The 14,251-nt window shown below is 31.9% G+C and carries 14 protein-coding genes and 1 other RNA gene; 9 read left to right on the top strand and 6 right to left on the bottom strand.

The genetic code is table 11. From position 1 onward, the window contains the following. The first annotated feature begins 8 nt into the window (after window positions 1-8). Entirely contained in the window at window positions 9-437 is a 429-nt protein-coding gene (ytxJ, locus tag ACN0WI_RS05610; protein ID WP_417885666.1) for a bacillithiol system redox-active protein YtxJ, read from the top strand. Window positions 438-555: 118 nt separating this feature from the next. Further along, a complete protein-coding gene (locus ACN0WI_RS05605) occupies window positions 556-768 on the top strand; it encodes a hypothetical protein (RefSeq protein WP_417885665.1) in 213 nt (70 codons plus the stop codon). A gap of 71 nt (window positions 769-839) precedes the next feature. Here ACN0WI_RS05605 and fahA read toward each other — a convergent pair whose 3' ends face one another. Continuing rightward, a complete protein-coding gene (gene fahA, locus ACN0WI_RS05600) occupies window positions 840-2,129 on the bottom strand; it encodes a fumarylacetoacetase (RefSeq protein ID WP_417885664.1) in 1,290 nt (429 codons plus the stop codon). 109 nt (window positions 2,130-2,238) lie between these two features. Between fahA and glyA the strand changes: the two genes are divergently transcribed. Continuing rightward, the gene (gene glyA / locus ACN0WI_RS05595) at window positions 2,239-3,513 is read left to right on the top strand and encodes a serine hydroxymethyltransferase (protein ID WP_417885663.1); all 1,275 of its coding nucleotides are present in this window, start codon (window positions 2,239-2,241) and stop codon (window positions 3,511-3,513) included. Window positions 3,514-3,582: 69 nt separating this feature from the next. Here the strand turns inward: glyA and ACN0WI_RS05590 are convergent, their stop codons facing one another. Next, window positions 3,583-3,927 carry a DUF6249 domain-containing protein gene (locus tag ACN0WI_RS05590; RefSeq protein ID WP_417885662.1) on the bottom strand — a complete coding sequence of 115 codons (345 nt, stop codon included), beginning with the start codon at window positions 3,925-3,927 and terminating at the stop codon, window positions 3,583-3,585. 147 nt (window positions 3,928-4,074) lie between these two features. Here ACN0WI_RS05590 and ACN0WI_RS05585 point away from each other — a divergent pair, with 147 nt between their 5' ends. Beyond that, window positions 4,075-4,656 (top strand): RNA polymerase sigma factor, encoded by a 582-nt coding sequence (locus ACN0WI_RS05585; protein ID WP_417885661.1) that lies wholly within the window; start codon window positions 4,075-4,077, stop codon window positions 4,654-4,656. Then, the gene (locus ACN0WI_RS05580) at window positions 4,646-5,089 is read left to right on the top strand and encodes a hypothetical protein (RefSeq protein WP_417885660.1); all 444 of its coding nucleotides are present in this window, start codon (window positions 4,646-4,648) and stop codon (window positions 5,087-5,089) included. The genes ACN0WI_RS05585 and ACN0WI_RS05580 overlap by 11 nt, the downstream gene beginning before the upstream one ends. Here ACN0WI_RS05580 and ACN0WI_RS05575 read toward each other — a convergent pair. After that, entirely contained in the window at window positions 5,086-5,499 is a 414-nt protein-coding gene (locus ACN0WI_RS05575; protein ID WP_417885659.1) for an acyl-CoA thioesterase, read from the bottom strand. The genes ACN0WI_RS05580 and ACN0WI_RS05575 overlap by 4 nt on opposite strands. Window positions 5,500-5,502: 3 nt before the next feature. Beyond that, window positions 5,503-6,570, bottom strand: coding sequence for a glutaminyl-peptide cyclotransferase (locus ACN0WI_RS05570; RefSeq protein ID WP_417885658.1), 1,068 nt, complete (start codon window positions 6,568-6,570; stop codon window positions 5,503-5,505). Between the two features lie 87 nt (window positions 6,571-6,657). Between ACN0WI_RS05570 and ffs the strand changes: the two genes are divergently transcribed. The 3 genes from ffs (at window position 6,658) to fsa (ending at window position 8,351) form a co-directional block, all read left to right on the top strand. Continuing rightward, window positions 6,658-6,756, top strand: an RNA gene (gene ffs, locus ACN0WI_RS05565) — signal recognition particle sRNA small type. Between the two features lie 44 nt (window positions 6,757-6,800). Beyond that, entirely contained in the window at window positions 6,801-7,619 is an 819-nt protein-coding gene (locus ACN0WI_RS05560) for an SDR family oxidoreductase (protein ID WP_417885657.1), read from the top strand. 75 nt (window positions 7,620-7,694) lie between these two features. Next, on the top strand, window positions 7,695-8,351 hold the full coding sequence (gene fsa / locus ACN0WI_RS05555) for a fructose-6-phosphate aldolase (RefSeq protein ID WP_417885656.1): 657 nt from the start codon (window positions 7,695-7,697) through the stop codon (window positions 8,349-8,351). A 57-nt stretch (window positions 8,352-8,408) separates the two neighbouring features. Here the strand turns inward: fsa and ACN0WI_RS05550 are convergent, their stop codons facing one another. Beyond that, entirely contained in the window at window positions 8,409-9,779 is a 1,371-nt protein-coding gene (locus ACN0WI_RS05550) for a TlpA family protein disulfide reductase (protein WP_417885655.1), read from the bottom strand. Window positions 9,780-9,992: 213 nt separating this feature from the next. On the opposite strand from ACN0WI_RS05550, the gene ACN0WI_RS05545 reads away from it, so the two are divergent. Beyond that, window positions 9,993-11,618: an ABC-F family ATP-binding cassette domain-containing protein gene (locus ACN0WI_RS05545; RefSeq protein ID WP_417885654.1), complete on the top strand. Its 1,626-nt coding sequence runs from the start codon at window positions 9,993-9,995 to the stop codon at window positions 11,616-11,618. Between the two features lie 109 nt (window positions 11,619-11,727). On the opposite strand, the gene ACN0WI_RS05540 is transcribed toward ACN0WI_RS05545, so the two are convergent. Further along, window positions 11,728-14,076, bottom strand: a complete 2,349-nt coding sequence (locus tag ACN0WI_RS05540; protein ID WP_417885653.1) for a TonB-dependent receptor domain-containing protein — start codon at window positions 14,074-14,076, stop codon at window positions 11,728-11,730. Window positions 14,077-14,251: the final 175 nt, after the last annotated feature.

The following is a 14,251-nucleotide window of genomic DNA, read 5'->3' as shown; positions in this document are numbered from 1 at the left end:
TCGTAAAAATGATTTTATGCGATTATCTTTGTGCTAAAATTAATGCTATGGGAGTTTTTGATACAATTTTTGGAAATAATACGGATAAAGAGTCAAGTAATTTAGATTGGAATTCATTAAAAGAGCTATCGCAGATAGGAGAAATAGAGGAAGAATCTGAAGGAAAATTGGTAGTGATTTTTAAACACTCTACTCGATGCGGAATTAGCCGTATGGCTCTTAAACAATTTGAAAGAGAATATGAGATACCTGAAGATGCGTCTATAAAGTTGTATTTATTAGATTTAGTAGCTCATAGAGAAGTTTCTAATAAAGTAGCCGTTATTTTTGATGTACTACATGAAAGTCCGCAGTTGTTGGTGATAAAAAATAAGCAAGTTGTCTACCATACTTCGCATAGTAGTATAAGTGCAAAAAAATTAACTGAATTTATTTAATATTGCTTAATGTTTTATTTTTTGTTTGCTTTAATAGAGATTGTTAAATATTTCTAATTGAATATGCTTTTAATTTGAATTATTTGTATTTTTGAAGCGCAAAAGAAACCCTCAAGTTATGGATAAGGAGATAGATTTTAAAGAATTAGAGAAAAGATGGCAAGCTATTAAAGATAGTAATAATAGAGACCGTCAACAACGAGAATTTCAAGATCACAGTGAAGAAAATATGCAGAGTGACAGAAAAAATTGTGGAGCGTTATCTAATAAAGGTACTTCTACTGCTGGATTAAGAGAATCTCGAGAGTTTAGAAGTTTTAGTAGACGTTAAAATATTTAAATATATAATAAAAAAACTGCCAATTTTTGGCAGCTTTTTTTATAGGTAGTCTGTAAATTAAACTACTTCTTTTTAGTTTGAAATACCGGTAGTAATTTGGTGTTTATCTCACCAAAACCTAATCGGATATTTTCATTTTTGCAAAATCCTTTTATAATAATAGTATCATTGTCTTCAACGAATTTTCGAGTAGAGCCATCTTCCAATTTAACTGGATCGGTTCCGTTCCAAGATAATTCGAGCATACTACCGTAATTCTCTTTTTTACTTCCAGATATACTTCCAGTAGCCATCATATCTCCAGAGTTAACTGGGCAACCATTACTAGTATGATGTGCTAGTAATTGACTCATATTCCAATATAAGTCTTTAAAGTTAGTTTTAGAAAGGAAGTTTTCAGATCCTGATTCTGTTTTTAGTCGAATTTCAAGATTAATATCGAAGCTTTTATTTTCAGAATATTTAAGGTAAGACATTACTTCTTTTTCCGGTTTAGGGCCAGATGTTCTAAATGGTTCCAATGCATCTAAAGTAACGATCCAAGGTGAAACAGAAGAAGCGAAATTTTTACCTAAAAATGGACCGAAAGGTTGGTATTCCCATTTTTGAATATCTCGAGCACTCCAATCATTAAACATCACCATTCCGAATATATAATCTTCAGCTTCTTCAACTGGAATTGGTTCTCCCAGTAAATTGGCATCGGTGGTAATAAAAGCCATTTGTGTTTCAAAGTCAACTTCTTTTGAAGCATCAAAAATTGGCGTTTTTTCACCTTCTGGTAAAATTTGCCCTTTAGGCCGATGTACCGGAATACCACTTGGCACTATAGAAGAACTTCTTCCATGGTAAGCCGTAGGCATATAAATCCAATTATCATTAAGAGGAGTTCCTTCTTCTCGAAGTATTTTACCAAGATTTGTAGCGTGTTCTCTACTGGCAAAAAATTCAGTATAATCTCCAATTTGTACCGGCGTTTGCATTTCTATCTCATCTAGAGTGAAAAGGACAACATTTCGGTGAGCTTGATTGTTTTTGAGCGTTTCGTTGCTTTCATCGAAAATTTCAGCGATCCGATTACGAACTAATCGCCATGTTTTTTTCCCGTCAGAAATAAAGTCATTCAGGGAATCTTGTAAGAAAATATCTTCGGTTAACGGGATGTCTTCAAAATATCCAAGTTGATGAAGGGCTCCAAGATCGATAGCGAAGTCACCAATTCGTGTCCCAATAGTAATAATATCGTCTCTAGTTAAAAAAACACCAAAGGGTATGTTTTGGATAGGAAAATCAGTATCTATAGGAATGTCCAGCCATGTTTTTCTACTAGGGTTGTTTGCTATAATTGACATATAAAGAATAAATTTTTGTTAAAATTTAATGGATTCAAATATATTATTTTCCTGTTATTAACCGAATGTATTTATTACTTTTGAGGAATATTTAACGTAAATATTTAAGATGCAACGAGATACCCAAGTTTTTAAATTAATCGACCAAGAGAGACAACGGCAATTGCACGGCTTAGAACTTATTGCTAGTGAGAACTTTGTGAGCGACCAAGTATTGGAGGCTGCCGGTTCAGTGCTTACTAATAAGTATGCTGAAGGTTACCCCGGGAAGCGTTATTATGGAGGCTGTGAAGTTGTAGATAAAGTAGAACAATTAGCGATAGATCGGTTAAAAGAATTGTTTGGAGTTGAATACGCAAATGTACAACCCCATTCAGGTTCGCAGGCTAATACAGCAGTTTTTCAGGCTTGTTTAAAACCTGGTGAAAAATTTTTAGGATTCGATCTTTCTCACGGAGGGCATTTAACACATGGTTCGCCAGTTAATTTTTCCGGAAGATTATACGAGCCTGTATTTTATGGTGTAGATAGAGAAACCGGACTTATCGATTACGATAAAGTAGCAGAAATTGCTGAAAAGGAAAAACCAAAAATGATTATTGCTGGTGCTTCTGCTTATTCTAGAGAAATCGATTACAAGTGTTTTAGAGAGATTGCAGACAGTATAGGTGCTATTTTATTTGCAGATATAGCACACCCTGCAGGGCTAATTGCTAAAGGAGTAATTGGAGATCCTGTACCGTATTGCCATATCGTAACTTCTACTACTCATAAAACACTTCGTGGTCCTAGGGGTGGAATTATTATGATGGGAGAAGATTTTGATAATCCGTTTGGTGAAAAATTGAAAAACGGAAAATTAAAGAAAATGTCAGCTATTTTAAATAGTGCTATTTTTCCTGGAAATCAAGGTGGTCCTTTAGAACATATTATTGCAGCTAAAGCGGTAGCTTTTGGAGAAGCTTTAACCGATGAGTTTTTACATTATGCAGTACAAGTAAAGAAGAATGCCAAAAAAATGGCAGAAGTTTTTGTTGAAAAAGACTATCAGATTATTTCTGGTGGGACCGATAATCACTCGATGCTTATCGATCTTAGAAATAAAGAAGTAAGCGGGAAACAAGCGGAAGAAGCGTTAACTAAAGCAGATATTACGGTAAACAAAAACATGGTACCGTTTGATGATAAATCTCCTTTTGTAACTTCTGGAATTCGTATTGGTACTGCAGCAGTAACAACTAGAGGTTTAATTGAAGAGGATATGCCGAAAATTGTAGAATTAATAGATACTGTAATTACGAATATCGATAATGAAGCAAAATTAGCTGAGGTTAAATCTGAAGTGAATGCTTTAATGCACGGTCGTCCATTATTTAAAGCTTAATCAATAGATACAATATAAATAAAAAAAGCTACCAATTTGGTAGCTTTTTTTATTTGTTTCTGGGACTTATTAAAGTTTTAGTTTTCGTGTGAGATAGAACCCTAGCAATAACGAAATTCCGGATAAGAAAAACATGGGGGCTAAATAAGCAATTTCATCATGAATTACGGTATTTGTCTCCAAGGCATAACCAACTAGAAAACTTATACCCATAAATATTAATAATAACCCAAGATTTAGAAGAACAATTTTCCATATAGGTGATGCTTTGTCTAATCTTGTTTTAAAAATCCCGGCGTTTTCACCTTTTTCAATAAGAGCTAAGCGTTCTCTATTTCTGGTAGAAAAGAATAGGTAGAAAATTCCGAAGATACTAGCAAAAAGTGATACTGGAATTATTATAGCTGCTTCCATAATATAATGTTTTTATATGATTAATGAATTTTTAAGCGCTTTCTGAAGTTAAGACGATACTTTACAAAAACAGGTTACAAATAATTTTAAAAAAGAAAGAATAAATTTATTGTAACCAGATTTATCCAATCGTCGTCTTATAATCAAATGACCATCAAAAAAGACCAATTACTCATCGATCAAATACTGGGCGGAGATAAGCAATTATTCTCGGTACTGGTAGATCGTTATAAAAATTTGGTGTTTACTTTGTGTTTAAGGTTGTTGAAAAATAGGGAAGAAGCCGAAGAGCTTGCGCAGGATAGTTTTGTGAAAATCTATAAATCTTTAAGTAAATTTAAAGGAGAGGCAAAATTTTCGACTTGGGTATATCGGGTGACTTATAATAATTGTCTCGATTTCCTAAAGGCCAAGAAACGTAAGTTTAAGGAGTTAAGTGTAGATGCTTACGATGGTTTCGAAATTGAAGACTTAGATAGTGCGATTAATAATTTAGAAGAAAATGAGCGAAAAACGGCTATTCTTGGCTGTATAAATATGCTGAATGAAGACGATGCTTTTTTGCTAACTTTACATTATTACGAAGATCAGTCGGTTAAAGAAATAGCTGAAATCATGAATCTTTCTGTAGCCAACGTAAAAGTGAAATTGTACCGAAACCGTAAACAATTGGCGGTTATTTTAAAGAGAAGATTGTCGAATGATATGTTGCTGAATTATGGGAAATAAAGAAAAGAAATTAGACGAATTTACGAAGAAAATTTTCAAGGAATCCAACCTGGAAATTCCTTCTTTCGATTTTACTGATAAGGTAATGGCTAATTTACCTGAATTTACAATGGCCAAAGCAACTAGAGTAAATACTTCAGAAAGTAAAATAAAATACGAGCCATTAATCTCTAAAAAAGGTTGGGCAATGATCGCAGCCTTTGTAGCGACATTGTTAAGTTCTCCGTATTTTTATTCAGGAGGAGAATCTTCAGATTTGGTGGTAGATAAATGGATTAAAATGAAATCTATTTTCAATTTATCTATTGAAATGCCCAATATAGGTGTTTTAAATGCAGATGTTTTAGCAATTTCCGCAGCTCTTTTTACAGTTTATTTCTTATTGGAAATTTTTCTATTGAATAACTGGATGAATAAAAAGAGTTTGGTTTAAACCGATTTTTGCTGAAATAAAACTTTCATGTCGTTATCGATTCTAGTAGGGCGTTTCGTTTCATGGTTCATTAAACACCAAATTGTTTTTGCTTGTGCTAAAACTTTATTAGTAGCTTTATTCCTAATGACCACATGGCGTATTGAAGTAACATTTGTTATTTCATCTACATAAGTTTGCAACAAGATTTCATCATTTAAAAAAGCTTGCTGTTTATAATCAATTTCGTGTCTAACTACAACCCAGAAAAATATAGATTTTTGCACTGTAGATGCTCGGTTTTCCCAATGTGCCTTTGCAACATCTTGTATCCATTGTACATATTGCACGTTGTTAACGTGATTTTGTTCGTCAAGATCAGATTCTGTTACTTGTAAGGTTAATTCGAAAATTTGAGGATTAGAAATCATTTGTTATTTTTTAATAATTTCAACTTCAAAAAGAGTATCCCATTGTTTTCCGGTAACAAATAATTGCTTTGTATTTGGATTGTAAGCAATTCCGTTTAAAACATCATTAGCTTTATCTAGTGCATCTGTATTCCCTAGTTTTTCGCGTAATCCTCTAAAGTCGATAATTCCTTCAATTGCCCCATTTTTAGGGTTTATGATAGCAACACCATCTTTTTGATAGGTATTGGCATAAATTTTACCATTAATCCATTCCAACTCATTCATTTTAGAAACAATGTTTTTATGAGTAGTAACTTGTATGTAATCTTTTTCAGCAAAAGTTTCAGTATCTAATAGCCAAATCTTTTCGGTACCATCACTTTTATAGATATGTGTATCATCATGGCAAAGTCCCCAGCCTTGTTCGCTATTGGTATAATTAAAGATTCCTGTTTTTTCGAAAGAATGTAAGTCGTAAATAAAACCTTCTTTACTACGCCAGGTTAATTGAAGAATTTTATCTTTCCATATCGTTAATCCTTCTCCGAAATAAGCTTCAGGGAGATTTACTTCTTTATAAGATTTCCCGGTTTTATAATCTACTTTACGTAATTGTGATTTTCCGTATTGTCCGGTACTTTCGTAAAGAGTATCATTAAAAAACTCTAAACCCTGTGTGTAAGCTTTTGGACTATGTGGGTATGTATTTATAATTTTATAGGTGTAGGTAACAGGAGGAACATCATTATAAATTTGGATTCCAATGCTAGCAGTATCTATTTGGCCTTCATGATAAATTTTTGCCTCTAGTTGTTGGTTACCTAATTTTTGATCTTTTAAGGGAATAGAAAAATTCCATTCTGGACCAGTTGTAGTAAAACTTTCAGTATTTAAATACACGGTAACCGAATCTATATTCGACTCATTTTTATCTTCAACATTACCATTTATGCTTTCTTCAAGTTTAAATTCTTTCTTATTTTGATCGATTTTGATCTGAAATGCAGATTTTTTTTGTTCGGAATTTGTTCCACAAGAAAAATATAAAAAAACTAAGCTTGTGATTATTAATAATTTATGTTTTGCCATTTTTAGAGAATACTTTTTTTATAGCTAAAGTAATTATTTCTAATTAAAAATACTTGCCAGAAGTATGAAAGATTGTATATTTGCACCCGGCAAGTCCCACACAACCAGCTCCTGCTGAATCCCCCAGGGCGGGAACGCAGCAAGGGTAGGCGGTCGTAGCGGTGTGATGTGGGGAGCTTGCCTTTTTTTGTATCTGGATATTATTAAATTTTATCGCATATTTGTCTTCTATGAAAACAGATACATCTTCTCAAAAAATAGTTCTCATTACGGGTGCTTCTTCTGGTATTGGAAGGGCAGTTGGTAATTATTTGCAACAACGGAATTTTAAAGTGTATGGTACTAGTCGTAATTCTAGCGGGAAATCTTCAAATTTTAGCTTAATAGATTTAGATGTTACTAATGAAGATAGTATATTTAAAGCTATAAATTTAGTTTTAAAAAAAGAAGCGCGAATAGATATTTTAATTAATAATGCAGGTGTAGGAATTACAGGTCCTATAGAAGAAACTCCCACAGAACAAATACGTAAGGCTTTTGAAACTAATTTTTATGGGCCTTTAAATGTAAGTAAAGCTGTGCTGCCCGCTATGCGCAAGCAAGGAGGAGGAATTATTGTTAATATAACATCTATAGCCGGGTATATGGGGTTGCCTTATCGTGGTATTTATTCAGCATCTAAAGCGGCTTTAGAAATTGCTACAGAAGCTTTTAGAATTGAAGTTAAGGAGTTTAATATTAAAATGACCAATGTAGCACCTGGTGATTTTGCAACTAATATTGCAGCGGGACGATACCATGCGCCGGTTATAAAAAACTCTCCGTATGAAAAAGCCTATGGTAATACTCTAAAGTTAATGAATGAACATGTGGATGGAGGAAAAGATCCTGAAATGATGGCAAAAGCAATTTTTGAAATTATTTCAGAAAAAAATCCGAAAACACATTACAAAGTAGGAGAGCTTTTACAAAAAGCAAGTATTGCTTTAAAGAGAATTTTGCCTGATAAAACATATGAAAAAATGCTTATGAAACATTATAAATTATGATTTTGTAAAAAATAAGTGTTATTTTTACACATATTGAATTCTAGTAAATTGTAAATGTTATAAAATTTAGAAATTATGAAATTTTTTATTGATACTGCTAACCTTGATCAAATAAAAGAAGCACAAGAGTTAGGTGTTTTGGATGGTGTTACTACCAATCCATCTTTAATGGCTAAAGAAGGAATCACTGGAAAGGAAAATATAATTAATCACTACAAAAAAATCTGTGAGATTGTAACTGGTGATGTTAGTGCCGAAGTTATTTCTACAGACTTTGACGGAATTGTAAAAGAGGGTGAAGAGCTTGCTGCACTTCATGATCAAATTATCGTTAAAGTACCTATGATTAAAGAAGGAATTAAAGCTATTAAATACTTTAGTGATAAAGGAATTAAAACAAACTGTACTTTAGTTTTTTCTGTAGGACAAGCTTTATTAGCTGCTAAAGCAGGAGCAACATATGTATCTCCTTTTCTTGGACGTTTAGATGATATTTCAACAAACGGGCTTAATTTGATTGAGGAGATTCGATTGGTATATGATAATTATGGATATGAAACTGAAATTCTAGCAGCTTCAATACGTCACACTATGCACGTTATAGATTGTGCTAAAATTGGAGCAGATGTTATGACAGGTCCTTTATCTTCTATTGAAGGTTTATTAAATCATCCACTAACAGATATCGGTTTAGAGAAGTTTCTTGCAGATTATAAAAAAGGAAACGAATAAAAAGTTATCGATAATATATGAAAAAGAGCTATTTTTTAATGGCTCTTTTTTTATTGTCTATTTTCTGTTTATAAATTCAACTATTTTTTCTTCAAATTCAGCATCATCGGATAATGGAGTGTCACCTCGATAAATGACTGAATTCTTATCTAGAAAATTGAGACGAAATAAATACTTTTGAGCTAATTTAATATCAAAATCTCTGTTTATTATCTGAAATTCTTTACTAGTATCATAGTTGTTTTCAGCAATTATTTTTTTCCAAGTTTCTGTTTGTCCTATATCTAAATTGATGCCGATAAAATCTACTTCTGGATATTTATTACGTAAACTATTAATTACTTTATGTTGCCAAATGTATCTAGAACCATTTAGAGACCAAAAAAAAGTAATAGTAGGTTTAGATATTATTTTTTTATAGGTAACAACTTTTTCGTTAATATCTAGAATGGTTAAATCTGCAACAGATTTTCCTTTAAAGTAATTTTCCTGAATTTTAGCAAGAGCTTTAATATCATCAATATTTTTATAGTCTAAACTATTAGCAAATTTTAATAAATCGGCATTTTCTTCACTATTTGAAGTCATTGTCATTGCCTTTGTAAGTAAAATATCAAGAAATTTATTTTTTATTGAAGACGTATGGGATAGTTTATTAATAAGTTTAGATCTATATTTTATATTTTCAATATTAGATCGGCTAAAGCAAGAACGCTCAGCTCCAGTTTTAATGCAATGTTCTATAGCGCGAGTTCGTAAGTAATCATCTATAGTATTAGTATATAAATAATAATTATCTAGCTCTTTATTATTAAAATCGATATTTTTTCGGTAGGCATTAAAATTTTTCGGAATCAATTTAATGTATTCCGGATAATATTTTTTTATAAGATAGGTGTAGCGCTCTCTAAGATCGTATAACTCGTAATGAATACTTTGTTTAGCTATATTTATAAATTCGTTAGAATATTTTTTTTTATTAACGAGCGTATTAAATTCTTTTAATCTATTCTGAAATATAGAATCACTAATTTTTTCGAAGTCCTTAGGTTTGATTTTGTAATACCCTAATATTAAATCGTTATTTTTCTTATTTTCAAGAAAAAGGTTCACTAAAAAATTACTCTTTTTATACCTTTTACCGCTATAGTTTATAGACTGATCGAAATCTAGAGTGTTTGTCCATACCACAATACTATCTCCAGGTTCTAAATAAATTACTTGGCTATTTGGGGAATGTTTAAAAGTGTATATGCCAGATTGGGCTATATTTACATAGTTTCCAAAATTATTATTCTTATCGAGTTTTAGAGTATCAGTATGGTTATTGTTGGTAATAACCACGTAATCGCTAGTAGGGTTTATAATTTTTCCGCCAACATAAGTTTTCTCTTGTAAATTGGTGTCCTTGTCATTGCAACTCACCATAAATAAAGAAAAAGAAGTAAATATAAGGAATAACAATTTTTTGAGGCAATCCATAATTCATTTCGCTATTAGCGATATTTCAATGAACTCACAAATATAGAGGCTGCAGTAAATATAGCTGTTAACTACTAGTTAAAACGGATTTTAGAAACGTTAATCTTTTAGTAAGTGTTCTAATTTACATACTTTTGCAAAAATTAGAGGAAAAAATTTATGCTTTCAGTTTCAAACCTTTCTGTCCAATTCGGTAAACGAGTATTATTTGATGAAGTAAATACTACTTTTACTGATGGGAATTGTTATGGAATTATCGGCGCTAATGGAGCCGGTAAATCTACTTTTTTAAAAATATTATCAGGTAAGTCTGAGCCTACATCCGGGCATGTTCATTTAGAGCCGGGTAAAAGAATGTCTGTGCTGGAACAAAATCATAATTTATATGATGATTATCCAGTTTTAGAAACAGTACTTCGTGGTAATAAGCCATTATTCGAAATAAAATCTGAAATAGATGCATTGTACGCCGATTATTCTGATGAAAATGCAGAAAGAATAGGGGAGTTACAAGTAACTTTTGAAGAAATGGATGGTTGGAATGCCGAGAGTGCAGCCGCTTCTTTATTATCTAATCTAGGAATAGCTGCAGAATTTCATTATAGTTTAATGAAAGATCTTGACGGTAAGCAAAAGGTAAGAATATTATTAGCGCAAGCTTTATTCGGAAATCCGGATGTGCTAATTATGGATGAGCCAACCAACGATTTAGATTATGAAACAATTAGTTGGTTAGAAAATTTCTTAGCAAATTATAATAATACAGTAATTGTAGTATCTCACGACCGTCACTTTTTAGATGCGGTTTGTACACATATTTCAGATATAGATTTCGGCAAAATAAATCATTTTAGCGGGAATTACTCGTTTTGGTATGAGTCTTCTCAATTAGCAGCAAGACAGCGTGCACAACAAAACAAAAAATCTGAAGAAAAGAAGAAGGAATTGCAAGAATTTATTCAACGTTTTAGTGCAAACGTAGCAAAGTCTAAACAGGCTACATCTCGTAAAAAAATGATTGAAAAATTGAATGTTGAAGATATTAAACCTTCAAGCCGTAGATATCCAGCAATTATTTTTGATAGAGATCGAGAAGCAGGAGACCAAATTTTAAATATCGAAAAACTTGAAGCTTCAATAGAAGGAGAAACTTTATTTAAAGATATCGACATTAATTTATCTAAAGGTGATAAAGTGGTGATATTTTCTAGAGATAGTAGAGCAACTACTGCTTTTTATGAAATTTTAAATGGTAAAGAAGAAGCCGTATCAGGAAAATACTCTTGGGGGGTAACCACTTCGCAATCATATTTACCTTCAGATAATTCAGAATATTTTGAAAATGACCTTACTTTGGTAGATTGGTTACGCCAATATGCTAAAACTGAAGAAGAACGTGAAGAAGTTTTTATTCGCGGATTTTTAGGTAAAATGTTATTTAGTGGGGAAGAAGCTTTAAAGACCAGTAATGTACTTTCCGGAGGGGAAAAAGTGCGTTGTATGTTAAGTAAAATGATGATGACCCGTGCAAATGTATTGATGTTGGATGAGCCAACTAATCATTTGGACTTAGAATCGATAACAGCTTTTAATAACTCTTTAAAAAACTTTAAAGGAACGGTATTGTTAACTACCCACGATCACGAATTTGCACAAACTGTAGCTAATCGTGTTATAGAACTTACTCCAAGTGGTGTAATTGATCGTTATTTAACTTTCGATGAGTATATGAGCGATCCTAAAATTAAAGAGCAGCGTAATAAAATGTACGGTACTCAACAATAATAAATAGGTAGGCTATAATATATAAAAACCCGAAGCAATGCTTCGGGTTTTTTGGGCTAATTCAAACAAATCTAAATTCTAATATCGATTTGTTTTACCTTCACAACGATTAAAACATTCCGCCCCCCTGTTTTTCGTCATTATTTCTTTTCTTTCTTTGTAATTTTTTAGTTTTTGAACTTCCAAAGCGGTATGAAAAGCCAACATAAACATTCTGAAACTCTGTTTTAAACATGCCTTTTTGTCGATATGGTTTGGTAGTGCTAAATTCATATTTTTGCGTGCCAAATATATCGTTGAAGTTTAAACTAAGTGTTGCTTTTTTATTAAGAAATGTGTAGCGCGCACCTAAATTGGTGAAAAAGACATCTTCATTTTTAAATTGTAGTTCTTTGTTTGGGCCTCTATAATACGTAAATAGTTGTAAAGTTACTTTTTCTGAAACCGAAAAACTGTTATTAATTCTCGCAGTATAAGCTGTATTATCTACTTCTGTATATTCAGAGCCTACAACACCTTTTTGTGTTTGTTGATATAATTCAAAACTACCGTTGGCGCTCCACCAATTTGTAAATTTGTAATTCGAAGACAGTTCAAATCCATAAGCATTAGTATCATCAAAATTACTATACGTAATAATTAGATTTGCATCATCATTTGGGTCTTCGTTAATAAGCTGGTTAATATTATCGGTAATGTTTCTATAGAAAATACCCGCTGTAAAACTTCCTTTTTTTAAATTTCTGGTATAATTGAATTCTATCGAATTTGTAAATTGAGGTTGTAAATCTGGGTTTCCGAGTACTGTAATAGTTGGCGTGCTTATTTCTCGTATAGGGCTTACTTGCCTTAAGCTTGGTCGGTCTATTCTTCGGCTATAGCTAATTTGATAGCTATTTTTTTTGTTTGGGGTATAATTAAAAAAGCCGGAAGGATATAATGTAATATAATTATCCTCAAATATGCGAGTATTCTCAGCTTCAGCATCAATAGTAAAACGTTCTAATCTCGCACCTATTTGATAAGAAAATTTATCGAAATTTTGTCCAAAAGTGGTATAGAATGAGTAAATATTTCGGTTGTATTCATAATCAGAACTTGTTGAAGCCGGATTAGTAGTATTGTAATCTTGCTCATTTTTAAGATTTCTACTTTCAAGACCACTTTCTAATTTAGAATTTTCTCCAATAGGGAGAGTGTAATCTATACTGGTAATAAGTGTTTTTCTATTTTCGGCTACTGTTTCAGTGTAGGGAGTGTATACTGTTTGATTATCGAAATCTGCAGCAAAGTCTTCATCCTGATCATAATCATTATAATCTGCTTCTATCAAAATTTCATGACCTTCTTTTTTAAAAGTATGCTTGTAGGCAAAATTATAAGTAGAATTAAAATTTTCGATATCCATATTTAAATCTTGTTTTAAATTATTAGAAGGATTATCGAAATAAGTGGCATTAATCACAGCATCTGGACCACCTTTAAAAATATTTTGATTGGTATAGAAACTGAAGGTATTATGATCATCCATAAAAAAGTCGGCTCCAATTTTATATAAATAGGAATTGTTATGGTTAAGCATATCTATTTTTTGTTGCGCATTTTTTCCGGTAAGATCTAAATCATTTCGATTATGTCTATCTCCAAAATTTCCGCCTAAATTGGTGTAAACATTAAATTTCCCAGCCCGATAGTTTAAATTTAATGCGCCGTTAAAACGTGCATTTTCGCCATAAGTTAAACCGGTATTTAAATTTCCATTAAAACCAAGGTTAGTGTTTTTATGTAGCACAATATTTATAATGCCACTCATTCCTTCCGGATTATATTTAGCAGAAGGATTGGTGATAAGTTCAACTCTTTTTATTGAAGAAGATGGAATTTGTTTTAGGAGCTGGGATGGATCCATGTTTGAAGGTTTGCCATCAATTAAAATTTTAACATTAGAATTTCCACGAAGGGCAATATTTCCTTCTTGGTCCACATTTATAGAAGGCAGATTATTCATAATATCAGATGCTGTGGCTCCGGATGTGATTAAATCTTTACCAATGTTGATTATTTTCCTATCGATACGTTGTTCTATGGTAGACCGTTCAGCAACAACTTTTACTTCATCCATTTCTGCTACAGATGGTGTTAAAGGTATAGTTCCCAATTTTAAATTTTTAGAATCAATATTCAATTTTTGAGTATGAGTTTTATAACCCATAAATTGAATTTTTAAAGAATAAGTTCCTTTTTTTATTCTTTTTAGAACAAACGTTCCATCTTCTTTAGATGTAGTGCCATTTACAATTTTTCCGCTAGCATCAATAACGCTAATAGTAGCAAAAGGAATAGCTTCTTTAAGTTGAGCATCTACAATTGTTCCCGAAATTTGACTGAATGGAGTATTGGTAGCGTTCAGTTTGAGAACTCCACAAATAAAAACGATAATTACAATAAACTGTTTCATTTTTTGATTGATGTTGATGGTTGATAATAAATAATACCTTGTAATACCTATTACAGAGTCAATGAATTTCCATAGGTTTTGGGTATTCTATATTAAAGACGATTAAAAAAAATAATTGTTACAAAAAATGTAAAAAAAGTTCGCGCTAGTAAAGCGCGAACTTAAAATAACAAGT

This window comes from Zunongwangia sp., assembly GCF_048269745.1.
Taxonomy (GTDB): domain Bacteria; phylum Bacteroidota; class Bacteroidia; order Flavobacteriales; family Flavobacteriaceae; genus Zunongwangia.
The sequence above is the reverse complement of the archived record's forward strand: the minus strand, read 5'-3'. Positions and strand labels throughout refer to the sequence as shown.